This is a genomic window from Photorhabdus bodei (assembly GCF_003287735.1).
Classification (GTDB): domain Bacteria; phylum Pseudomonadota; class Gammaproteobacteria; order Enterobacterales; family Enterobacteriaceae; genus Photorhabdus; species Photorhabdus kayaii.
Genome location: NZ_NSCM01000014.1, coordinates 20,211 through 44,300, shown reverse-complemented (window position 1 = coordinate 44,300; position 24,090 = coordinate 20,211). Strand labels below are relative to the sequence as shown.

Here is a 24,090-nt window from a genome sequence, read left to right as displayed (position 1 = left end):
ATCCGAAGATGGGCTAAAGGTTTCACGGCAACAAAAAATGATCAGCGGAAACGGCGCTGCTAATTACACACTGTAATAGAGTTCAAATTCCAGTGGATGTGGTGTCAGACGGACACGCTCTATTTCACTGTTTTTCAAGTCAATATAAGCATCAATGGCGTCATCGGTGAATACTCCGCCACGGGTCAAGAATTCGCGATCGGCATCCAGCGCCGCCAGTGCTTCATCCAGAGAAGAGGCGACAGTGGGGATCTCTTTGGCTTCTTCCGGTGGTAGGTCATACAGGTTTTTATCCATCGCATCACCGGGATGGATTTTATTGATGATGCCGTCAAGGCCAGCCATCAATTGAGCGGCGAATGCCAGATAAGGGTTAGCCGCCGGATCAGGGAAACGTACTTCAATACGGCGAGCTTTGGTGCTGGCAACAACGGGAATACGGATGGATGCTGAACGGTTACGGGCAGAGTAGGCCAGCATCACCGGTGCTTCATAGCCCGGAACCAAACGTTTATAAGAGTTGGTTGTTGGGTTGGTAAACGCGTTCAGCGCACGAGCATGTTTGATAATACCGCCAATGTAGAATAGCGCTAGTTCAGATAGACCGCCGTATTTGTCACCGGCAAACAAGTTAATACCGTTTTTAGACAGAGACATATGGCAGTGCATACCGGAACCATTATCACCAACCAGTGGTTTTGGCATAAAGGTTGCGGTTTTGCCAAAATTGTGCGCGACATTATGTACGACGTATTTGTAAATCTGGGTTTCGTCCGCTTTTTTGGTCATGGTGTTAAAGCGGGTAGCGATTTCATTTTGGCCTGCTGTTCCTACTTCATGATGGTGAGCCTCTACAACCAACCCCATCTCTTCCATCGTCAGGCACATCGCTGAACGTAAATCCTGCGAAGAATCAACAGGAGGTAGCGGAGCATAACCGCCTTTTACCGCAGGCCGATGGCCTTTGTTACCGCCTTCGTATTGCGTCCCGGAATTCCATGCAGCTTCGATATCATCGATGTAATAGTAAGAATGAGACATGGCACTGCCGAAGCGCACATCATCAAACAGGAAAAACTCAGGTTCTGGTCCACACAGGACAGTATCGGCAATTCCGCTTGAACGCAGGAAGTTTTCAGCACGTTTGGAGATGGAACGGGGATCACGATCATAACCTTGCATGGTGCCTGGTTCCAGAATGTCACAACGTAGGATCAATGTGGCATCGTCAAAGAAGGGATCAAGCATGGCTGTATTTGAGTCTGGCATCAGTACCATGTCAGATTCGTTAATCCCTTTCCAACCGCTGATTGAAGATCCGTCAAACATTTTGCCATCTTCAAAGAAGTCTGCATTAACCTGATGAGCAGGAATGGTCATATGTTGTTCTTTGCCTTTGGTATCAGTGAAACGCAAATCAATAAACTTCACCTGATGCTCTTCAATCATGGTTAAAACATGTTCAACGGACATACTCGGTTTCTCCTGGTTTGTGTCGGTCTTGATAAAATGGTCGTGGTTAAGACTAAAGAAAACACAGTCACATCGTTTTACCTTAACAAGGCTATTTACACGTTTGCAAACTTATAGTTGTGAAAATCAATTCAATCACGAAAGCATTTGCGAAAAGCGTGCCAACTTTTTAACGCCTTGCCATATACTGTGTTGTGAGTATACCCGTGATGGGATACCTTGATATTCGGGAATGTTGCACTAAATTGGTGCAATTATGTTACTGCGAAGCACAATATTAGTGCATTTGTGCCGAAAGTGCGTCTGTTTATAGGCGTGAAAGGGATCACAATTTCATTGTTATCAAGTTGTTAAGCATAGATTATTGTGATCCTGTTTAGTCCTTCGACCAATGTGTGTACAATAGCGCGCCATTTATAAAATGCCTGAGGCAAAGTTTGTGATCGAAAAATTGCGTAATATCGCCATCATCGCGCACGTTGACCATGGTAAAACTACCCTGGTTGACAAGCTGCTGCAACAATCCGGTACTTTCGGTGACCGTGCGACAGCGACAGAGCGTGTGATGGACTCCAATGATTTGGAGAAAGAGCGGGGAATTACTATTCTCGCAAAAAATACCGCCATTAAATGGAATGACTACCGTATTAATATCGTAGACACTCCGGGACATGCTGATTTCGGCGGTGAAGTAGAACGTGTTATGTCTATGGTTGACAGTGTACTATTGCTGGTCGATGCTATGGACGGGCCAATGCCTCAGACCCGTTTTGTGACACAGAAAGCGTTCGCTCATGGTTTGAAACCGATTGTGGTCATTAACAAAGTTGACCGTCCTGGCGCACGCCCTGATTGGGTTGTGGATCAGGTGTTTGACCTGTTTGTCAATCTGGGTGCGACTGATGAGCAACTGGACTTCCCCATTATCTATGCATCGGCATTGATGGGAATTGCCGGTACTGATCATGATGATATGGCGGAAGATATGACGCCGTTGTATCAGGCGATTGTCGATCATGTAGAGCCACCGAAAGTTGACCTTAATGGTTCATTCCAGATGCAGATTTCTCAGCTGGACTATAACAATTATGTTGGTGTTATCGGGATTGGCCGTATTAAGCGCGGTACTGTTAAGCCAAACCAGAACGTTACAATTATTGATAGTGAAGGTAAAACCCGGAACGGCAAAATCGGTAAGGTACTGGGCCATCTGGGGTTGGAGCGTATTGAGAGTGAGCAAGCGGAAGCGGGCGACATCGTTGCGATTACCGGACTGGGTGAGCTGAATATTTCCGATACGCTGTGTGACACTAATGCTGTTGAAGCGCTGCCACCGTTGGCTGTTGATGAGCCGACGGTAAGCATGTATTTCTGTGTTAACACCTCCCCTTTCTGTGGACGTGAAGGCAAATATGTCACCTCACGTCAAATTCTTGAGCGTCTAAAGAAAGAGTTGGTTCACAATGTCGCCCTGCGTGTCGAAGAAACAGAAGATCCGGATGCGTTCCGTGTTTCTGGCCGTGGTGAATTGCACTTATCTGTTCTGATTGAGAACATGCGCCGTGAAGGTTTTGAACTGGCGGTATCCCGTCCGAAAGTTATCTTCCGTGAGATCGATGGCCGTAAGCAAGAACCCTTCGAGCAAGTAACGCTGGATATTGAAGAGCAGCATCAGGGAGATGTGATGCGGGCCTTGGGTGAGCGTAAAGCAGATCTGCGCGATATGCTGCCAGACGGTAAAGGCCGTGTGCGCCTTGATTATGTTATTCCAAGCCGTGGTCTGATTGGCTTCCGTACTGAGTTCCTGACGATGACCTCCGGTACCGGTCTGCTGTATGCAACATTCAGCCACTATGATGATATTCGTCCGGGTGAAATCGGTCGCCGTCAGAACGGCGTGATGATTTCCAATGGTCAGGGTAAAGCGGTTGCTTATGCACTTTACAGCTTACAGGATCGCGGTAAGTTGTTCCTTGGTCATGGTGCGGAAGTGTATGAAGGCCAGGTGATCGGTATTCATTCTCGTTCTAATGACCTGACAGTTAACTGTCTGACAGGTAAGAAACTGACTAACGTCCGTGCATCTGGTACTGACGAAGCGACAACCCTGTCTCCACATATTAAGAAAACCTTGGAGCAGGCTTTGGAGTTTATTGATGATGACGAGCTGGTGGAAGTGACCCCGGTATCTATTCGTCTGCGTAAACGCCATTTGACGGAAAACGAACGCCGTCGTGCGTATCGCAGTAAAGAAGCATAATCTTTCCTGCAATACCAATGCTTAGGGCGCCAATGGCGCCCTGAGTTTTCTGGGATTTGTCTGTTCAAATTGAACAAATCGAAGATTATTTACCGAGCAATTGATAGAACGTTGGGTTGTCATCACACTGCCCACCGCCACACTCCAAAATAGTGGAGATTAAATTTGCGGTAATTAATATGACAAATAATCCGATAACAATCTGGCCGATGGCAGACGTCTTCTGCTTTTCTTCGGTTGTTTTTTCTAGGCTTTTCAATATCAGCATGACTGCTATGCCGATAATCGCGATAACTGAGCAGATAAGGGCCCAAGTATAGAAATGTATACCAAAAAGCGCGGAACCATAACCGAGATCACCGGGTGTGATATGTAAAAATACTTGTCGGATCGCAACAATGCCAGTCACGACACAGCCGATAAGTGATAAGCCATAGTGCGCACTTTTGATACCAAAACACAGATTAAACAGAAAACCAAACCCTATCATGATCATGCCTGCTCGCTGTAGCAGACATAATGGACAAGGGAGTTCGGAAAGGACCAATTGATAATAGAAAGCAAGGGTTAGAACAGCACTGATAGCAAATAACCCAATGAGGTTAAATATCATGCCGACGCTGATCTGTTGTTTTGTTGCTAATACCTGATTCATCAGATTGTCTCCCGTTAAAAAGATAGATTTAACGAATCAGTTGCATGATGGATAAACCAAGCCACAGTCGTCACCGAAAGAAGACCCCATAGGGTATAACTCGTTTTATACTTTCCATATAGGGTGGTAATAACCGCAAATAATGCGAGTAAAAAAGGTAAAAACATATACATGGTTGATTCTCCTGTTTTCTAAAAACATTCAAGACCTTTCCCTGTAGTAGATTGCTTTCTTCAGGGTAGGGAATTTATCGAACTCAGTTTAGGATCGTTTACTTCGATACAAGCGATCAATTATCCAAAGACAAGTTGTCCATTAAAAGAAGCGCCTTGGTGCCATTAATGGGTGTCGTTCTCTTTGGTATCGCATTTGAAAACGTACAAACCTACATTTATTAAAGCAAAGTTTTAGTATTCGAATGGTGTATGATTTAACACACTATACGTAGTGTGCTGCGAATAACAATTGTAGTCAATCTTGTTTATGTTTGCCACCATTCAGCAGGATTAGCGTGATTATCATTTGGCGAGAGTTTCAATGAGTTGTTTTTTATTTAATAGTTAAGCAAGAAACGATTAAAAACGACAAATCGTATCTTTGTCTGGAAACTTCCCAATTTAACGACTATTCGTAGGTTTGCTTTTAAATGGCCTAATCTATCCAATTTTCTACAATTAATCCTCTACCCAGATGAATTCTTTTTCATTGTTTGTCACGATAATGAGCCGTGAGCTTCTGGCATAACTTGCAATATGTAGACACTCATTGTTCTGGCTGTAACGCTTAAATTATCAATATCCATGTGATATCTCGTCTGATATTTTCAGGAGGAATAAGTGTTTCTTATCACGGGCAATTAAAACCCCTCAACTTTTTATCGTGAGGGGCTGTTGTGATATTTAATCTCTTCTTGGGTTTTTACTCATTTAATGCTTTGGCTTTTATATTATCGGAAGCTGATTGGGAGCGGACTTTTGCAAAGAAAGCAATTGTGACAACCGCCATTGCCGCCAGGCCGATAACAACAGAGATATTCCAGTTTAGCGCAAAACCTTCTGGTGCAAATGCCAGATAGGTGAAGCACACCGCGGTCATAAACATGGCTGGTAGGGTGGTAATCCAATGGAATTTATTACGGCGCAGCAGCCATGCGGAAGCAGCCCATAACATGACCATTGCTGTGGTTTGGTTCGCCCAACCGAAATAACGCCAGATGATATTGAAATCGGTTTTGGTAATCAGATAACCGACAATAAACATTGGCACACTTAATAACAGACGTTTGGTCATTTGTTGCTGAGGGATATTCAGGAATTCAGCAATAATAAGCCGGGCAGAACGGAATGCGGTATCGCCAGAAGTAATTGGCAAAATCACCACACCGAGGATTGCCAGAATACCGCCGACAGTACCTAACAGAGACGTGGACACTTCGTGAACAACCAGAGAGGCCGTACCTTGATCAATCACGGCCTGTAATGCGTTAGTATCTTCATAGAAGCTCAGGCCCAATGTACACCAGATTAGTGCGATAATACCTTCACCAATCATTGCGCCGTAGAAAACGAAACGGCCATTTTTTTCATTCTGCATACAACGTGCCATCAGCGGAGATTGAGTGGCGTGGAAACCAGAAATAGCACCACAGGCAATCGTGACAAACAGCAATGGCCAGACCGGCAGATCTTTCGGATTAAAGTTAGTGGTAAAATCCAATCCTTGTGAATAGAAAGGCTTATCGCTCATCGCTAAACCGACCATCAGCGCAACAGACATAAACAGTAGCAATGCACCAAACAGTGGGTAAAGGCGACCGATGATTTTATCAATAGGCACCAGCGTTGCGAGAATATAGTAAGCAAAGATAACACCGACCCAGATAGCAATGTTATCCCAACCCATTGCCTCTTTCAGCAAGTTATTCAGTAAGCCGGCTGGACTTAAAACAAAGACGACTCCAACTAGCATCAGCAGAATAACCGCAAATATGTTCATGAAATGCTTCATCGCTTTGCCCAGTTCGTTACCAACGATAACGGGCACGGATGCACCGCGGGCACGCACACTGAGCATACCGGAGAAGTAATCGTGTACTGCACCGGCAAAGATACAGCCGAATACAATCCACAGCATGGCAAGCGGGCCATAGAGGGCACCAAGAATTGGGCCGAAAATAGGACCAACGCCGGCAATATTTAGTAACTGAATTAACCAAACTTTTGGGGTGGACATAGCAACGTAATCAACACCATCAGCCATAGAAAGAGCGGGGGTTTTTCTTTCTGGTCGAATAGTGAATATCTTTTCGACAATCTTACCATATATGAAATATCCAGCCAGAAGAAGGCCGATACAGAGGAGGAACCACAACATAACTATAACACCTTACTCGACTTTTTTAATCTGGATGCTACTTTATCGTTTCGTAAGAAAAATACCGTGAAGTGATTCGCTTTTTACTTGTCCGTACTGTTTTCTCATTGAAAATACGATTAAAGTAAAAAGTTATTAATTAGCCAGGGGGTAATTATGTTATATATCTTCGATATGGGTAATGTGATTATTGAGATTGATTTTAAAAGAGTTTTAGCGGTATGGAGTAATTTAAGCGGGACACCTCTCGCGACTTTGACTAAAAGTTTCTCTATGGGAGAAACGTTTGAAAAACATGAGCGTGGTCAAATTACTGATTTGGAATTCGCTGATACTTTATGTCAGGAAATGAATATTTCACTCAGTTTTGAGCAGTTTGCTGCTGGATGGCATGCTATCTTTATTAATATTCGTCCTGAAGTCATTCAGATAATGAAAAAATTGCGTGAGGCGGGACATCGGGTTGTCGTGTTATCCAACACGAACCGTTTGCACCTGGATTACTGGGCACATAATTATCCTGAGATTGCGGCATCCGCTGATTACCTCTATTTGTCGCAGGATTTGGCAATGCGTAAACCTGAACCTGATATTTTCAAGTATCTACTTGAAACAGAAGGTTTTTCACCGGATCAGGCGGTGTTTTTTGATGATGTGCTGGAAAATGTGGAAACAGCCAGGGCATTAGGGATCAATAGCGTTCATGTTGTTGATAGGCAGACAGTGCCAGATTATTTCGAAGCAATCGGTTTTTCTGAACAAAATGAGGGATTGAACGGATAATAGAGGATAGTGTGCTGATGCTACTATTGAGTAAAGGAAAAATATGATCGCGTTAATCCAGCGGGTAACACAGGCAAATGTTGTTGTTAAGAACGAAGTGGTTGGGGAAATTGGTCACGGCCTGCTGGTGTTGCTAGGTGTTGAGAAAGGAGATGATCAACAGAAGGCAAAACGGTTGTGTGAGAAGGTGATAGGGTATCGGATATTCAGTGATGAACAGGACAAAATGAACTTGAACGTCCAACAAATCGGAGGCAGTTTGTTAGTTGTCTCCCAGTTTACACTGGCTGCCGATACTCAAAAGGGCATGCGACCCAGTTTTTCCGGTGGCGCCGCCCCAGATAAGGCCGACGAATTATATCGCTATTTTGTTGAACTATGCCGCCAAAGTGGTGTAAAAACAGAAATCGGGCGGTTTGCGGCCGATATGAAAGTCAGCCTGACAAACGATGGGCCAGTCACTTTCTGGTTGCAGGTCTAGCAACCAAAAATAGCCAGTAGAACGCAATCATCCCCGATTAACATCATGAGCAAAAGAAAGGGGCAGTTTCTATGTATCATCTGCGAGTACCTGAAACAGAACAAGAACTGGAAGCATATTATCGATTTCGTTGGGAAATGTTGCGTAAGCCATTGCATCAGCCTGTAGGCTCTGAGAAAGATGGTTACGACACGATGGCTCATCATCAGATGGTTGTGGATGAGAAAGGGAACCCGGTGGCGGTAGGGCGTTTATATATCAATGCGGATAGTGAAGGGGCAATCCGCTTTCTGGCAGTGCATCCCAACATGCAAGGTAGAGGGTTAGGAAAATTAATCGCAATGGCCTTGGAATCTGTTGCCCGTCAGGAGGGTGTTAAACGGGTAGTATGCAGTGCTCGTGAACATGCGGTGGAGTTTTTCAGTAAATTGGGGTTTGAAAACCGTGGGCTAATTGCTAGCCCACAAACGACACCCATTCGCCATTTTCTGATGATAAAGCCGGTTGCAACACTTGATGATATTCTTCACCGGCCAGATTGGTGCAACGAACTGCAACAGGCTTGGTACAAACATATTCCCCTCAGTGAAAAAATGGGGGTACGAATTTCTCAATATACCGGTCAGAGCTTTATTACCACCATGCCGGAAGCCGGGAATCAAAATCCTCACCAAACTATCTTTGCTGGCAGTCTGTTTTCTCTGGCAACCCTGACCGGTTGGGGATTGATTTGGCTGTTGTTACAGGAACGTCAACTAGGTGGTGATATCATTCTGGCTGATGCCGATATCCGTTACAAAAAACCGGTTGTTGGCAGACCAAAATCTGTTGCCGATCTTAAAAATATGAGCGGCGATTTGGCTCGTTTGGCACAAGGCAGTAAAGCGAGAGTGAAATTGGATGTGATTGTTAGCGGTGATCAGGGAATCGGTGCGGTATTTACGGGTACCTATATGGTATTGCCAAATGCTTATACGGCTATCGCTTAGATTTCTCAGTGGCATTAAATATGCCACTGGGGATTTTTCATATCATCAGTAGCAATAATAAGAGTCGTTTTTATAAAATTAAGCTTCGTTGAGTACACGCAGCATAAAATCATCAAGTTCACTGTGGAAATTGGCTATATTGCTCCATATATATTGAGTGTGTTCAGGAGAAAGCTTAACTTCACCTGTGCATATGACATTAAAATTTACCTGAAGGCATAGAGTCTGCTTAATAGAATATTCCACCGCGCTGAGAAAACCAATAACATCATCAAGAAGCAGTCCGGTCTCTTCTTCTATTTCACGAGATAGTGCTTGTAATAGATTTTCTCCTTTTTCTACACCGCCAGAAGGAATTTCCCAGAGATTTGGCGGGGATTCATCAGGCGCTCGTTGTAAGAACAGAATATGACTATTTTGGTCTCTGATGATGCCACCGACAACAATACGGTCATAATTTTGCAGTTTGTTTTCAATGGCTTCAGGCAGTATACACGTCATTTTTTGTACCTTGTTACAACTTCATTGGTGAAATTTAATTGCGTTTTTAATGTCATCGATATTAGTATGGTTTTTCGGCTGATACTGATCGGAGATTTTATTAATGAATTGAAATAGAAAATAACTATTATAAGGTTGAGTCGGGCACATAGGTACCCGAATATTCGTTACTATAGCTTAACAACCGGACAAGTTTCACAGTTTGGTGTGGATATCTGCCCCTTATTAATGACTTGAGTTTCGCTGCCTGATTGTTTATCCGAGGCAGTCAATGAACCATCGATAGTACTTTTAATATCATCAGCAGCAAGATCTCCCTGTATTAACAGCGTGAAATTGCCTTTACCCTGTAATTTCAACGGCACCCACCGCCATTGAGGCAAAATCGCTAAATCTGCATCTATTCCCCGGAAATCTAAAGTAAATGGCTTCTGTACCTGTTGATCTACTGTACCTTTCACTTTTAGTAATCCATCATCAACAGAGGCATCTAATTGGTCGAGGATCAGTTTATTTCCTTCTGTATGTAATTTAAGGTAAGGGCGACGTAATTCAACTTTGTTAAATGTTGCGCTGGTGGAATTTAGATTTGAAGAACCACGCCAGATTCCCCATTTCCCTTCTTTCAGTAATTCCATGTCATAGATATAACCACTGAGGGCAGTAAGCTGGAATGGAAAATCGGGGTTAATATCAATCAACAAGCTGTTGTTAATTGTCAGCTCGTTAATGGAAAATCCGGATATCCATTTAGGCAATGATTTTTTCAGCAACTGATGCCAGTTTTGTGGCAAGGTATAAGTTAAACCGGCAACCGTTGCATTGGTGATGTTGAATTGTTTTGTTTGGTGATTCCATTGCCCTTTGACGTGGAATAATCCCTTTTCCCAACGGGAAGTGAGATTGGAAATAGTGAGTTCATTGCCTGCAAGAAGAAGGTGACCAATAACATCGGTGAAATGAAGATCATTTAGCGTAGTATCCATAACGTTGAAATCAATGATGCCCTCTTTTGCCTGCCAGCTCCCGTTAGTCAACCCGACATTTTTTGCTGAGACATCCAGATAATTAGCAGACCAGTTTTTACCTTCCAGCTTGGCATTAGTCAGGCTTAGATCTTTGATGCTGACCGCGGGTAATTTGTCCGTTTTTAGCAATAACTCCTCAAGTGTCATTGGCGTTTGCCAACGAATATTGCTGATAAGTAAATTATCCCACTGCCAGCTACCATCAGGCAGACGTTGCCCATTACCTGATACCGAACCCTGTGCCAATGTTGCACCAAATGAACGGAGAGTGAGGGTATTTTGCTGGTTATCTCCTCGTATAATGATTTTTTCGAGAGAAATATCATTGAAATTCAGTTTATCAGCGCTGAATTGAAATTCCCCATTCCCTGCCAACGTATTTGATTGTGGGTTCCAGGGGGTGATACCGCCAGTGATGTTTTGCCCTTGAATTTGCCAGCTTGCATTTTCTGACTGAATAGCCATCTGATTAAGTTGCAGAATGTTGGCGCTAAAAGGCAAGGATTGTTGCTGGCCTTTGATTGTTAATTGGCCCTGTTGCAATAACAGACGATGAAAATGACGCGGGGAAGTAAGTTGCTGCCAGTTGAAATCGAATGCGACAACTTGAGCTGCTAAAATGAAAGTCTGTTGCTGATTGCTAATGACAATATTGGAAAATGCCAGGGTGCCCGGTTGTGACCAGTTATGTTCGATATTGCCTATTTGAACCTGATAACGGCTGTGATGACTCAACCATTGACTAAGCTGATGTGTTCCCCAATTTGTTTGCATCACGACATAAACAGTGATTACTGCCAGTATTACCAGTAATAACAGAGTAACCAGCGATTTTCCTAGCCATCTCATCATCAGACTCCAATTTAATCGGCTTATAGCTTCCTTTTATGCCGTAATTTTTGTGTTCACTCAAGAGATGGTGAATAAAAGTTATGAGCGAGGAGAAATTATTATGTGAATCTACCTTTGTTAATAATTATATTGTGTGATTAATATAATTATTAAATCTATATTTTATTGCATGACAATATAGCCAATGACATCTGAATGAATTAATGTATTAGTGGATGGTTGTAAATGGAATAATGGTATTTTTTCGTCATTCCTTTCTATTCCTTTCTCAATTTGATTGATGCTTGAAATAACACTGCATAGTTTATTTTCACCCATCTTCTGGTAAATAAATAATGTAAGGAATCTTCTATGTCAGAAAATATGAAACAAAAATCGTCGGATGAAGGTAATATCCGCACAACCCGCCCACTTAATGGAAAGGAATTTCTGGATGGGTTAAATGATGGTCGGGAAGTCTGGGCTTATGGTGAACGTATTCACGATGTTGTCAACCATCCTGCTTTTCAAAATCCGGCCCGAGCTGTTGCGAAACTCTACGACGCTTTGCACGATCCTGCTTATCGTGACGTACTGACCACGGCGACAGATACGGGGAGTTGTGGTGTGACTCATCCTTTTTTCCGTATACCGCGCTCACAGCAAGATTTAATTGCTGATCGTGATGCTATTGCCGCGTGGGCTCGCATGAGTTATGGCTGGTTGGGGAGAAGCCCTGATTATAAGGCTTCGTTTCTTACCTCGCTCGGCGTAAAACCGGAAATTTATGGTGATTTTGCTGATAATGCAAAAAACTGGTATATCCGTTCGCAGGAGAGCGTGTTTTACTGGAATCACTCGATTATTAATCCGCCAATAGATCGTCATTTATCACCTGATGAAATTGGGGATATTTGTATTCATGTTGAAAAAGAGTGTGATGATGGATTAATTGTCAGCGGCGCTAAAGTTGTTGCCACAGGATCGGCGATTAGTCACTACAACTTTATTGGTCATTACGGTTTACCAATAAAGAAACGGGAATTTGCGTTGGTCTTTACCTTGCCGATGAATACCCCGGGAGTGAAATTAATTTGTCGTCCTTCTTACGCAATGGCGGCTGATAAAATGGGCAGTCCTTTTGATTATCCGCTCTCGTCCCGATTTGATGAGAACGATACGATAATGATTCTGGATAAAGTGAAGGTTCCTTGGGAAAACATATTTATCTATGGAGATGTAGATAAAGTTTCGTTATTTTTTGCTGAATCGGGTTATTTTCATCGGGCTATGTTGCATGGTGTGACTCGATTGGCGGTTAAACTTGATTTTCTTTCTGGGTTGCTCATTAAAGGTGTTGAAGCTACGGGTACGAAGGATTTTCGTGGCGTGCAAGCACGGGTTGGTGAAGTATTGTCATGGCGTAATATGTTTTGGGCGCTCAGTGATGCGATGATTAAATCCCCGGAGCCTTGGAGTGGAGATGCCCTATTGCCTCGGTACGAGTATGGGATAGCTTATCGTTGGTTTATGACGCTGGGTTACCCGCGGGTAAAAGAAATTATTGAACAGGATCTGGGCAGTGCCTTGATTTATATTAACTCTCATGCCCGCGATTTTTCCAACCCGGAACTGTCTCCTTATCTTGATAAATACATGCGTGGTTCCAATGGTTACAGTGCAGTTGAGCGAGTCAAGCTCATGAAACTGATTTGGGACTCTATCGGTACGGAATTCGCTGGCAGGCATGAATTATACGAGCGCAATTATTCCGGCAACCACGAAGCTATCAGGGTCGATGTGTTGTTGGCTTCCCAAGCCACGGGTTTAGTGGATCAATTGAAAGGGTTTGCTGAGCAGTGTATGAGTGAATACGATCTTGATGGTTGGGTTGGTAACGATTTTATTTGGCCTTCCAACCGCTAGGAGATAAATCATCATCACGCGCGATGATGAAATATACGTGCGTGATGAGTTGATTATGTGTAACCCGATATCAGATTTGTAGAAAGATTACTTCTCCTGAGGAAACACCAGATTAAGAGGTTCGGAGGCGGTGAGCATGGTGTGAAATTCCGGACTGACAAAGAATGCATTTAATGATCGACCGCGCAAAAGCAATCGTTTGCGTAAAAACTCTGTTCGTTGCCATGCTTCGCCCTGGTCACATTTTTATATGTTTTAACTTGTGTTTGTTGCAGATTTTTTTTCTAATCCAGCGTTGCCTGCTTTTGGCGTTTTCTAAAGGATGAGTATAACGTCGTAATAACTTACATAATTTTAACAATATAGCTGGGGTACATAGATGTATCATCTTGATGTTTATGGCACGCTCGTGGCGTCCGCATTAGTACTATTACTTGGGCGCAAACTTGTACAATCAGTCCCATTTCTTGAAAAATACACCATTCCTGAGCCGGTCGCCGGTGGTCTGTTAGTTGCTCTGATTCTTTTAGCTGTTAAACAAACAACGGGCTGGGAAATCAACTTTGATTTATCTCTTAAAGACCCTTTGATGTTAACTTTCTTCGCCACTATCGGCTTGAATGCTAATCTTGCTAGCCTGAAAGCGGGTGGTAAGGTTCTGTTCACGTTTGTCTTCGTCGTTGTTGGTTTGTTGCTGGTTCAGAACACGGTGGGTATCGCCCTGGCTGAACTGTTAGGTCTGGACCCATTAATGGGCTTACTGGCGGGTTCTGTTACGCTGTCTGGTGGTCACGGTACGGGTGCCGCTTGGGGTAAACTGTTTAGTGAGCGTTATGGTTTTGAAAATGCAACAGAAGTGGCAATGGCTTGTGCGACTTTCGGTTTAGTACTGGGTGGTTTGATTGGTGGACCGGTTGCTCGTTTTCTGGTGAGAAACACAAAAACCCCGGGGCTAAGGGCTGATGATACCGAAGTGCCAACGGCATTTGAAAAACCTTATACCGGGCGGATGATCACAGCACTGGTGATGCTGGAAACGATCGCCTTGATCGCTATCTGTCTGATGGCAGGTAATTTTGTATCTGAACTTCTGCAAGGCACATGGTTTGAATTACCGACGTTCGTCTGTGTGTTATTTATCGGGGTTATCCTCAGTAACAGTCTGTCGGTGTTAGGTTTCTACCGGGTCTTTGACCGAGCGGTTTCTGTACTGGGTAACGTGAGTCTTTCCCTGTTTCTGGCAATGGCATTAATGAGCCTGAAATTGTGGCAGATGGCCTCGCTGGCATTACCCATGCTGGTCATTCTCACCATTCAAGCCATCGTCATGGCGTTGTATGCGATTTTTGTCACTTATCGGGTGATGGGTAAAAACTATGATGCTGCGGTGCTGGCGGCGGGTCACTGTGGTTTCGGTTTAGGGGCGACACCTACCGCCATTGCGAACATGCAGGCGATTACCGATCGCTTCGGGCCATCCCATGTGGCGTTTCTGGTGGTGCCGATGGTCGGGGCATTCTTTATCGATATCGTTAATGCGATTGTGATTAAGCTCTATCTGCTGTTACCCGTTTTCCCGGCGGTGTAGGGATAAATTAGCAAGATCCTGCGCCAGCTATGCAGTTGGCGCAGTATTGTTGTTGATATACTCGTATAAAATCCGTTGAGCGTTCAGGGGAGTCCATATAAAGGCATAACGACGGGCCATTGGCATCTTTATATTGTTCAAACGACATAATTATTATAAGAATAATAGTTTCCACAAAACACATGATAGGTATTTTATATTTATTCCCCCCTCATATTTATCCGAAAATTAACCAATATTAAAAAATCATATCTAATTCATCACTAACGTATTAATATAGATAACGTTTCATGATTTTGCTATGCGTTATTTTGCTAACCAATTGTTATATATGGAATTGTGAGTGATGTAAGATGTGGTACTATTTTGGAATCTTATTTATAATAAGAGAAAAATTTTCAGTAATTATTAATTCATACTAAGTAATATATCTCTTCGATAAATAAAGTATTTTGGCCTTTAGCTAAGGATAAAAAAATATGAAAGATAACACTTTATATGGCCCTATTGCACATCTTTACGAAAGCTTTTCAGATGCTACTGACCATATCAAAGTAGAAATCAGAACTATCTTCAATCTGGCAGGAGATATACACGGGAAATCAGTGTTAGATTTAGCCTGTGGATATGGTCTCTTTAGTCGAGAATACAAAAATCGTGGTGCGTCAAAAGTCATTGGAGTCGATATATCAGATAACATGATAGCGATTGCGAAAAGCAAATCACAACAATACGGTGACGATATCGAATTTCACGTAAGAGATGTCTGCAAGATGGAGTCATTTGGCAAGTTTGACATAGTTAATGCAGCCTGGTTATTTTGCCATGCAGAATCTATTGAAGACCTTGAAACTATGTTCCGTGTCATTGCTGCTCATCTCAAGCCTTCCGGTAAACTAATTGCGTATACCTTTGAACCTGATTATCGATTAGAGAAAGGGAATTATGAAAATTATTGTATAAAAGTTTTGAGTGAAGAGCCGGTGAAAGACACCACTCTCCTGAAAGCTGAATTTCTTACCACACCCCCTAGCCCTTTCACTATGTATCGTTGGAGTCGTGAACAATATCAAGCAGCGATCCAAAAGGCAGGGTTCAAACAATTTAAATGGCAAAAACCCATGTTGTTAGAAAGCGATATTGAGGCTCATCCCCCAGGTTTTTGGGATGATTATCAACGAAATTGCCTTGATATAGCTCTTGTTTGTCAGATTTAACAAAATAATCCCGCTCGTCAAGTGAGAGCGTTTCTGGCGGGATAGTCTGGGGAGGTGGTGTTCTTAAGCTCCGTTTGGTGAACGGAGCTTAATTAAAAGGGGTAGTGACCGGGTAGCTGCGATAACTGCCGACAAATGCAGGGCTGGCGTAGCCCCGCATTTACTATTGCTTAATGCTTTAAGATGACCTGCGACATTTCGTCCTGTTCGCCATATAAAACGATCCCGGACGTGTCGATTTGATTTTCCAACTGGCGCAGGTCATAAGCGCTCTGGAGACGCAGCCAAAACTCAGGTGTACTTCCCAGCGCTGCGGCAATACGAATTGCCAGTGATGGAGTTAACGCAGTTTTACCGGCAAGAAAACGCGATACCGTAGCGGGTGTTACTCCAATATTGAGTGCAAAGCGACGACCACTAACACCCATGTCCTCTAAATCTCTGGCTATAATCTCTCCAGGATGGGAAATTTTAAACTGTCTCATTAGTGATAATCCTCATAATTCAAAATGTAAGCGTCACCGTTAATGAACTGAAAAGTAATGCGCCAGTTAGCCCGGACAGTAATAGACCAGTAACCTTCGCGATCTCCTTTCAACGGGTGAAGTTTATAGATTTGACGGTTTAACTCGCCTATTTCATTTGCCGCATCAATAGCTTGTAAACGGTCGTTAATCCTCTCGGCATCCTGCGCCGGTACACCAGAAGTAATCCCTTTTTCAAAAAGTTGCTTCAACCCTTTGTGCTTGAATGATTTAATCATCGTCCATCCGTATTACATAGTGTGTAATAGCATACGACAATGTTACACGTCATGCAATAGTCACAATAAGTCATTGGGTGCAATTGCGTTAACTTATTGCCATTTGAGGAGATTTGGCAATAGATTTTTGCAATGGATAAGTCACTGACTTACCGATCTGCAAAATGGGATTGCACAAACGAATGTTTTTGGCACGACCCCGACCACTATTGATCTTTCTGTTAAAACAAAGTGCAGGATAAAAAAACCAGCACTTTGTTAATAATCTGAAGTTAATACAACAAAATTTTGGATGGTCTGGGCTTACAACCCCTATACTGAAACCTTATTTTGAAATTGATCTAAAGTTTAAATCAACCAATTAAATCCCTGAAACGATAGTATCTAAAGCTGCCATGATATCGGAGTGAATACCCGGCATAACACAGACGATATCCGCAGCTTTTAACTTGCTCTTTACTACCGTTGTCACTGACTTTGTAATATTGTCCGTGAATCATAATCGTTTAATAAGTCATTCTGAATGTCGATAATGAAAGGGTATTACTCCCTCGATTTAGGGGATTTGTTGCGGTAAGCAGCGTACTGAGCCATCAAATAACCCCGTATTCATCATCATCGGTAAATAGCCCTGTACCGCGCTCAAATTCATTGAAAACGTGGATACCGGCTTTGTTTTCAGTTTTCCATAGCTGTTTTCTTTTCTCACGAACAACATCGGACAACATTTTGTCTAGTGTCGCTGATAAGTTGATCCCTAAATCACGGGCTTCATCTACCACTTTAGCGGTCAAATACACATTTGTACTACGTTTACCGGATTGTTTTCGTTCTACGGTTGAGACGCATTGTCTTTTCATCAGATACCTCATCTATGCGCATAAAACTATAGCAGATAGTGAGCATCATCAAGGGGTTCTAAGCTGAAAGCGCATAGTGAATATGATTAGTTAATCTATTAAGTATTATTTTGTTATTATCGGCCATTAACCAATAGCTGAGAAAAATATAATAATTCAGCTTATCAAGTATTCATTTGAAATCTCATCACTTCCGCTCTCTACGAAATAATTTGGAACGTAAATCTTAAAAAAACCAAAATAACTCACTTTTTTATAAATAGAAAATATATTTCGCCCCTCTTGGTTAATTTTATTCTTTTCTTTACAGTTAATACTTAGTAAATTAAATTACATATTTACGTATTAATAAAATTAGCCATAAAGATGTACATCTTTATTAAATTCTGCTGCTCAAATCTCATAATTTTAATTTTTACTCATTATCGATAAAAATAATCTAAAATCAACTACCAAAAAATCAATTTAGTATTAGCCTATAGGTATCAGTCGATAAATTTTTTCTATTATCTTATTCATCAAATATTGGGACTAAACACCAGTCTGGAAATGCGGGTAGAGGAAGTTGATAAAACAACTGATTAATTATAAAGAGGGCTGGGGATATCTTTATCAATCAAGCAGAAAAACAAGCATTAGGGGCAAAAGTAGCAAACCGTTAAATATAAATAGCTCAGGAATGGAGATTCCATTCCTGATTATGGTGATTTAATTTTGTCTAACACTCAATTAAATCGGATGACAAGTTCTCATTTATTTCTTTTGAGGAGATATATTGGTGCCGCTATCTTGTACATAATCATCAAAAATAATAATAAAACTGTTATGAGAAGCAGAATATGATTTTTCAATACCTCTCTGTATTACTGACAATATAAAGCCATGCGTATCGGATAGATCCCACACCTTTACATCTTCACAATCAAGAGATAAATATTCCTCTCTACCTTCCTCTCCACATTTATTAACCGAAACTTTAACCGGCTCAGTTGAGAGATTTTTAACATAAATCATAAATCCTCCACTATATCAATAATAAATATTTGCATTTAATTTAATGGCATATGAAGGTAAATTAAGAAAACTAGATAAATAATAAAATTTTTTAGTTAGATCGTATCGAATATAAATAATTTATCTCTTCACCGTTATTTTCAACCTTGTTACTATAAATAATTAAGTAGCCATCTGATTTTATTGAATACAACACTGAAATATTATCTTCGCGTACTACTGACATTAAAAAACCGCGCTGATCTATCCCATTGAGCCACCTCTCCTTTATTAATTTCAATATATTCATCTTCACCTTCGTCACTACTCCATTTGCTAATTGCGACTTTAACCATATTATCTGAAAGACTTTTGACATAAATCATATTAAACTCTCCATTATATCAACGTAGATTTATTTAGCTCTAATTTAAAAACATCCTAATATGTACCATAATGAAATATAAGTATAGATAAAAAAATAAAACTACTATTATTTGCGTGACCTCCATCAAGGTTTTATACTTCGAAAAGAAAATATTTAAAATTACATTCATTGGGTTAATAGAAACATTTACTATTTAAATTTAGTAATTCAATATTACATTGATGAAAATATAATAATTACCCTTGAATTCATATCATAGGTTTACATCTATTTCCGTTTTAACCTTTGAGCATAACGTTGCGCTAATACCGCACACGCCATCAACGGAATTTGATGAAAAATAGCGGAACCGCCTACCACCCCAATTAGCTGGTAAAAGACTTCGGATAGTGACACGTCGTATCAATTAATTCGAGGTATTAGATTCGATTTTTTTAAGAAAATAATAAAAAACCATTTATATTTTCTGGGGATATATTTTAACGCTGTTGCTAATTTAGGAATAATTGTGGTTCTATTTTCCATTTCTTTAGCAATAATACATTATCAATTTAATAGAATAATTAAAAGAAAGCTCTATAGCAGAGCATCTTAATTATTGGATAAAACCAAATATCCCTATTTTTGGCAGCTTTGAGAAACAAAAAACCGCTCTGATATATACCCTATGGATTTCAAGATGGATCGCGGCGGCAAGGGAGCGAATCCCCGGGAGCATAGATAACGATGTGACCGGGGTGAGAGAGTGCAGCCAACAAAGAGGCAACTTGAAAGATGACGGGTATATTCTCAATCACGCATTACCATAATGTGTCCGTTCTGGTAGCCAGCGTTCAATCAAGGCACGGGCATGTTCAGGATAATGCTGGTGGAGATGTCGGGCAATGCGCTGAACTTCCGGCAACATTCCCTGATCTCTTAGCAAATCAGCCACTTTAAATTCAGCATTCCCTGTCTGGCGTGTCCCCAGAAGTTCACCGGGGCCACGAATTTCCAGATCTTTCTGCGCGATAACAAAACCATCGTTACTGTCTCTAAGCACTTGCAGACGTATTCTGGCAGTACTACTCAGCGGCGTTTTGTAAAGTAGAACACAATGAGAAGCGATAGCCCCACGGCCAACTCGGCCGCGTAATTGGTGAAGTTGCGCCAAGCCGAGCCGTTCCGGGTTATCAATAACCATCAAACTGGCATTAGGCACATCCACGCCAACTTCGATAACTGTTGTGGCGACCAGAAGCTGTAATTCTCCACATTTGAAAGCCTCCATCACTGCCTGCTTTTCTGCGGCTTTCATTCGGCCATGCACCAGCCCGACTTTCAGTTCCGGTAAAGCGAGCGTCAATTCTTCACTGGTGGCTTGTGCCGCTTGAGCTTCCAGCACATCGGAATCTTCAATCAGCGTACAGACCCAATAGGCTTGTCTGTTTTCATCAAGACAGGCGTTTCTGATCCGTTTGATAATTTCTTCACGGCGCGTATCCGGGATCGCAACGGTTGTGACTGGTGTCCTCCCCGGTGGCAATTCATCAATAATAGAAGTATCGAGATCCGCATAAGCAGTCATGGCTAAGGTACGGGGAATCGGGGTAGCTGTCATAATCAATTGGTGAGGATGAAAACCCTGTTCACGTCCTTTTTCCCACAAAGCCAGACGTTGATGCACACCAAACCGATGTTGCTCATCAATAATCACCAGCGCCAGACCGGAAAACTTCACCTGTTCCTGAAACATGGCATGCGTACCAACAATCATGGCGACCTGCCCGCTGGCAATGGCTTCTTGTTGTTTCTGACGCGCTTTCCCCTTTTGCTTACCGGCTAGCCAGCCGATCTGAATCCCCAAAGGTTCCAGCCATTGCCGGAATGTATTTGCATGCTGTTCTGCCAGTAGTTCAGTCGGTGCCATCAAGGCGACCTGTTTACCATGCGCAATTGCTCGCAACGCAGCTAATGCGGCAACCAGCGTTTTTCCTGAACCTACATCGCCTTGAATCAGTCGCATCATGGGAACATCTTTTGCCAGATCCTGTTCAATTTCCGAGACAACCCGTTGTTGCGCATGGGTTGGAGAAAATGGCAGGCGATTAAGGAATTGCGGTTTTAACTTGTCTTCAGTCGGCAACGGCTGAGCGTGATAACGTTGTACGCCAGCTCTGACGGCTAACATACTCAAATGGTGAGCTAAAAGTTCTTCCAGAACCAGACGGCGATAAGCTGGATGTCTGCCGGTTTCCAGATCCGCCAGAGCAATATCTGGCGTTGGGCGATGCAGGATATGCAATGCTTGCGGCAGACTAATAATAGAGCGGCTAAGTTCTTCCGGTAAAAGTTCATTGATTGCACAGGTGTCCAGCAATTTCAGCGCTTGATCAATGAGATTACGCAGCGTCGCCTGACGAACACCTTCTGTTGTCGGGTAAATGGGGGTTAATGTCTCTTGAAGCTGTACATTTCCAGTACGATTTTGAATCTTATACTCAGGATGAATCATTTCGGCGCCCTGACTGCCTCTTCTGATTTCACCATAGACAACAACCTGTTTCCCTTTTGCCAGATTGTTTCTCATTGCCGCCGAAAAGTTAAAAAAGCGCAGTGTGAGCACGCCTGTACCATCACTAATTTTGCAGATCAGGGTTCGACGACGACTAACAACAATATCGGTACGAAGAATTTCACCTGTGACGGTGGCGGAAATACCGGGTAAAAGATCATTAATAGTATAAAGGCGTGTCTGGTCTTCATAACGCAGCGGGAAATGCAGCAGCAGATCCTGCAAATTAACCAGCCCTATTTTTGCTAATTTTGCGGCCTGATTTACCCCGACGCCATGCAGGGAAGTCAGAGGGATGGCATCAAGCAGTTGGCCTTTCATACGGTTTTTTTATCTCCATTGATTGCATGGCACTCCATCAAGTTTCGCAGGTCACGGCCTGAGCCTGTTTACCATCCATAATAATACAGACGAGTTTAACGTAATCAATGGAATATTTTCCTTCGTAACTGGTTGAAAACCATATCAATACCTTAAGAGTAAGCCGCTATAACGAAAAAGGCGATTTGTAACGACAGGTTCTTGTAGCCTGTTTTGAATAATCTGTCCGTCAGTCAAATGTAAACTAACGTGCTTGTGAGGTGAAAAAATAATCAAAAAAGGTGTTTAAATTTTGCCCCATATCTGTATAACCTCTTGTAGCCTCGGTGAACAATAGGCCATCGTTTTGGGTAGCGGTGTCTATTTTATCCTAGCTTATGTCTGTTCTAAGCGGGATATCGCCGGGTTGTACTATCAATATATTTTGGAGAAATAATCATGGGCCAAAGAAAATATCTGACTCAATCAGAAGTAGAAAGCATGTTGGAAATGGCAAAAGTTGGGCCTAATCCAGAACGGAATTACTGTCTGGTTTATATGAGCTATATCCACGGCTTTCGTGTTAGTGAAGCCAGGCATTTACGGTTATCTGACATGGAATTAAAAGAAAAATGTTTATACATCAGGCGGTTAAAGGGAGGGTTTTGTACTAACCATCCCCTGTTGCAGCGTGAGGTTAAGGCGATTAAGGCATGGCTTAAAGTGCGCAAAACTTTACAGGGCGCGGATAGTGATTGGCTGTTTTTGTCGCGTTGTGGGAAACCACTGACTCGCCAGCGTATCTATCAGATTATCAACCAGTTAGGGCAACGGGCGAATATCGCGGTAGATCCGCATCCGCATATGTTGCGTCATGCCTGCGGTTTTGCTCTTGCAGATCGAGGGATAGATACCCGGCTAATACAAGATTATCTTGGACATAAAAACATTCGCCATACGGTACGCTATACAGCCAGTAATGCTGAACGTTTTCAAGGAGTTTGGAGTATAAAAGGTAGACGTTAAGGTATGACAGTTAGGACCATTTTGACAATTGATGTACAATTGCCTAGAAATTATACTAAAAGTTTTCTAATAAAAAAAGAGATAGATTTGTATATATTTGTAAAACGCAACTATCCTACCACAAAAACATTTCGATAATCCACTCTTTTTATTCCAATATGTAAAAACATCACACTTCCTTCGTTACTTTAAAGAAATTACTGTTAATAATTTCGGATTAAATAATTAAATATTCTTAAAATTTGCAAAATAACTATAGTTATATCCATATCGCTTTGTTTTTGCACAGAAAAATTTTTGTACATCAATTGTCAAAATGGTCCTAATTGACAAATTTTTGTACAGCTAGATGTCTCTGTTTGTCAAAACGTGATACACGAGTTTGAACCAGATTTTAGTTAAGTAGTTAAAAAGAGATTAATGAAATGAAAAGACAGATATTAAAGATAAGCGTCGTGGCGGCGTTGGTTTTGGGAGCAGCTTCGGCTGCTAATGCGGCGAATAATGCCATAGTAAATGTTACCGGTTCGATTGTGGCTGCAACATGTGATGTTACTAACCCTGGTTCAAATGGAGCTGTGGATACGGGAAACCATAAAAAAACCGATTTTGTAAAACCGGCTGGTGATAAATTTCCAGGCATAGAAATTGAGAAATATATAGTTCAGAGTGAAAGGCATTTCACTATTGGTCTTGCTAATTGTGATGCAGACAATAAAGAGGCAGGTAAAGTTAAGTTGTATGTGACAGGTAATACGTTGAATCAATCAGAGTATCTCTTTAATAACGTTAAAAGTGAACAGTCAGGTATAGTATTAACTTACCCAGAAGGTAATGAAGTAAAGCCTGTTAAAAGTGGTAGCATAATTTCTATGATCGTTCCTGATGACACAGCTGGTAAAGCTGATTTCAATAAGAGTCACGTAGATTTTACTGTATATATAGCATCAAATAAGGATGCCCCTAAAGAGCAGCTTATTAATGCCCCTATCACCTTCTCCTATGCGTATAACTAATGCTTATGTTGTTTCAGCCTGAGGGATGCTTCCTCAGGCTTCTTCGATGAAAAATCTTAGATGATTGATGATGCCTTTTATTAGG

22 protein-coding genes are annotated in these 24,090 nt (G+C 42.0%); 9 read left to right on the top strand and 13 right to left on the bottom strand.

Annotated features, from left to right (window positions below; translation table 11 throughout):
- Positions 1-63: 63 nt before the first annotated feature.
- A complete protein-coding gene (gene glnA, locus CKY02_RS11050; protein WP_112895319.1) occupies positions 64-1,473 on the bottom strand; it encodes a glutamate--ammonia ligase in 1,410 nt (469 codons plus the stop codon).
- Positions 1,474-1,894: 421 nt separating this feature from the next.
- Between glnA and typA the strand changes: the two genes are divergently transcribed.
- The gene (gene typA / locus CKY02_RS11045) at positions 1,895-3,733 is read left to right on the top strand and encodes a ribosome-dependent GTPase TypA (RefSeq protein ID WP_112895318.1); all 1,839 of its coding nucleotides are present in this window, start codon (positions 1,895-1,897) and stop codon (positions 3,731-3,733) included.
- An 85-nt stretch (positions 3,734-3,818) separates the two neighbouring features.
- Here the strand turns inward: typA and CKY02_RS11040 are convergent, their stop codons facing one another.
- The 3 genes from CKY02_RS11040 to CKY02_RS11030 all read right to left on the bottom strand — a co-directional run bounded on the left by CKY02_RS11040 (position 3,819) and on the right by CKY02_RS11030 (position 6,761).
- Complete coding sequence (locus CKY02_RS11040; protein ID WP_112895317.1) at positions 3,819-4,388, bottom strand: disulfide bond formation protein B; 570 nt, start codon at positions 4,386-4,388, stop codon at positions 3,819-3,821.
- Positions 4,389-4,402: 14 nt separating this feature from the next.
- A complete protein-coding gene (locus tag CKY02_RS25715; protein ID WP_041380504.1) occupies positions 4,403-4,555 on the bottom strand; it encodes a DUF5993 family protein in 153 nt (50 codons plus the stop codon).
- 751 nt (positions 4,556-5,306) lie between these two features.
- On the bottom strand, positions 5,307-6,761 hold the full coding sequence (locus CKY02_RS11030) for a carbon starvation CstA family protein (RefSeq protein ID WP_112895316.1): 1,455 nt from the start codon (positions 6,759-6,761) through the stop codon (positions 5,307-5,309).
- Positions 6,762-6,917: 156 nt separating this feature from the next.
- Between CKY02_RS11030 and yihX the strand changes: the two genes are divergently transcribed.
- The 3 genes from yihX (at position 6,918) to fabY (ending at position 9,014) form a co-directional block, all read left to right on the top strand.
- Entirely contained in the window at positions 6,918-7,544 is a 627-nt protein-coding gene (yihX, locus tag CKY02_RS11025) for a glucose-1-phosphatase (RefSeq protein ID WP_112895315.1), read from the top strand.
- 43 nt (positions 7,545-7,587) lie between these two features.
- Positions 7,588-8,025, top strand: a complete 438-nt coding sequence (dtd, locus tag CKY02_RS11020) for a D-aminoacyl-tRNA deacylase (RefSeq protein WP_112878920.1) — start codon at positions 7,588-7,590, stop codon at positions 8,023-8,025.
- 71 nt (positions 8,026-8,096) lie between these two features.
- Positions 8,097-9,014 carry a fatty acid biosynthesis protein FabY gene (gene fabY / locus CKY02_RS11015; protein ID WP_112878919.1) on the top strand — a complete coding sequence of 306 codons (918 nt, stop codon included), beginning with the start codon at positions 8,097-8,099 and terminating at the stop codon, positions 9,012-9,014.
- Between the two features lie 78 nt (positions 9,015-9,092).
- Here fabY and CKY02_RS11010 read toward each other — a convergent pair whose 3' ends face one another.
- Complete coding sequence (locus CKY02_RS11010; protein WP_112895314.1) at positions 9,093-9,515, bottom strand: NUDIX hydrolase; 423 nt, start codon at positions 9,513-9,515, stop codon at positions 9,093-9,095.
- A gap of 170 nt (positions 9,516-9,685) precedes the next feature.
- The gene (locus tag CKY02_RS11005) at positions 9,686-11,395 is read right to left on the bottom strand and encodes an AsmA family protein (RefSeq protein WP_238399091.1); all 1,710 of its coding nucleotides are present in this window, start codon (positions 11,393-11,395) and stop codon (positions 9,686-9,688) included.
- A gap of 351 nt (positions 11,396-11,746) precedes the next feature.
- Here CKY02_RS11005 and CKY02_RS11000 point away from each other — a divergent pair, with 351 nt between their 5' ends.
- The 3 genes from CKY02_RS11000 to CKY02_RS10990 all read left to right on the top strand — a co-directional run bounded on the left by CKY02_RS11000 (position 11,747) and on the right by CKY02_RS10990 (position 16,105).
- Entirely contained in the window at positions 11,747-13,300 is a 1,554-nt protein-coding gene (locus tag CKY02_RS11000) for a 4-hydroxyphenylacetate 3-hydroxylase family protein (protein ID WP_112895312.1), read from the top strand.
- Positions 13,301-13,679: 379 nt separating this feature from the next.
- Positions 13,680-14,888 carry a sodium/glutamate symporter gene (gltS, locus tag CKY02_RS10995; RefSeq protein ID WP_112895311.1) on the top strand — a complete coding sequence of 403 codons (1,209 nt, stop codon included), beginning with the start codon at positions 13,680-13,682 and terminating at the stop codon, positions 14,886-14,888.
- 479 nt (positions 14,889-15,367) lie between these two features.
- Positions 15,368-16,105, top strand: a complete 738-nt coding sequence (locus CKY02_RS10990; RefSeq protein WP_112895310.1) for a class I SAM-dependent DNA methyltransferase — start codon at positions 15,368-15,370, stop codon at positions 16,103-16,105.
- 170 nt (positions 16,106-16,275) lie between these two features.
- Here the strand turns inward: CKY02_RS10990 and CKY02_RS10985 are convergent, their stop codons facing one another.
- From CKY02_RS10985 to recG, 7 genes are all read right to left on the bottom strand, one after another.
- A complete protein-coding gene (locus CKY02_RS10985; RefSeq protein WP_112895309.1) occupies positions 16,276-16,590 on the bottom strand; it encodes a HigA family addiction module antitoxin in 315 nt (104 codons plus the stop codon).
- Positions 16,590-16,868: a type II toxin-antitoxin system RelE/ParE family toxin gene (locus CKY02_RS10980; RefSeq protein WP_092511297.1), complete on the bottom strand. Its 279-nt coding sequence runs from the start codon at positions 16,866-16,868 to the stop codon at positions 16,590-16,592. Before CKY02_RS10980 ends, CKY02_RS10985 begins: the two co-directional genes overlap by 1 nt.
- Positions 16,869-17,461: 593 nt before the next feature.
- Positions 17,462-17,728: a type II toxin-antitoxin system CcdA family antitoxin gene (locus CKY02_RS10975; RefSeq protein WP_046974750.1), complete on the bottom strand. Its 267-nt coding sequence runs from the start codon at positions 17,726-17,728 to the stop codon at positions 17,462-17,464.
- A gap of 753 nt (positions 17,729-18,481) precedes the next feature.
- Positions 18,482-18,742, bottom strand: coding sequence for a hypothetical protein (locus CKY02_RS10970; protein WP_112895308.1), 261 nt, complete (start codon positions 18,740-18,742; stop codon positions 18,482-18,484).
- Positions 18,743-18,945: 203 nt separating this feature from the next.
- A complete protein-coding gene (locus CKY02_RS25710; RefSeq protein ID WP_238399092.1) occupies positions 18,946-19,107 on the bottom strand; it encodes a hypothetical protein in 162 nt (53 codons plus the stop codon).
- Between the two features lie 676 nt (positions 19,108-19,783).
- Entirely contained in the window at positions 19,784-19,906 is a 123-nt protein-coding gene (locus tag CKY02_RS26280; protein ID WP_275658212.1) for a hypothetical protein, read from the bottom strand.
- On the bottom strand, positions 19,903-21,984 hold the full coding sequence (gene recG, locus CKY02_RS10960; RefSeq protein WP_112895307.1) for an ATP-dependent DNA helicase RecG: 2,082 nt from the start codon (positions 21,982-21,984) through the stop codon (positions 19,903-19,905). Before recG ends, CKY02_RS26280 begins: the two co-directional genes overlap by 4 nt.
- A 438-nt stretch (positions 21,985-22,422) precedes the next feature.
- Here recG and CKY02_RS10955 point away from each other — a divergent pair, with 438 nt between their 5' ends.
- Positions 22,423-22,989 carry a tyrosine-type DNA invertase gene (locus tag CKY02_RS10955; protein WP_011144659.1) on the top strand — a complete coding sequence of 189 codons (567 nt, stop codon included), beginning with the start codon at positions 22,423-22,425 and terminating at the stop codon, positions 22,987-22,989.
- A 425-nt stretch (positions 22,990-23,414) separates the two neighbouring features.
- A complete protein-coding gene (locus tag CKY02_RS10950; RefSeq protein ID WP_112895306.1) occupies positions 23,415-24,005 on the top strand; it encodes a fimbrial protein in 591 nt (196 codons plus the stop codon).
- The last annotated feature ends 85 nt before the right edge of the window (positions 24,006-24,090 follow it).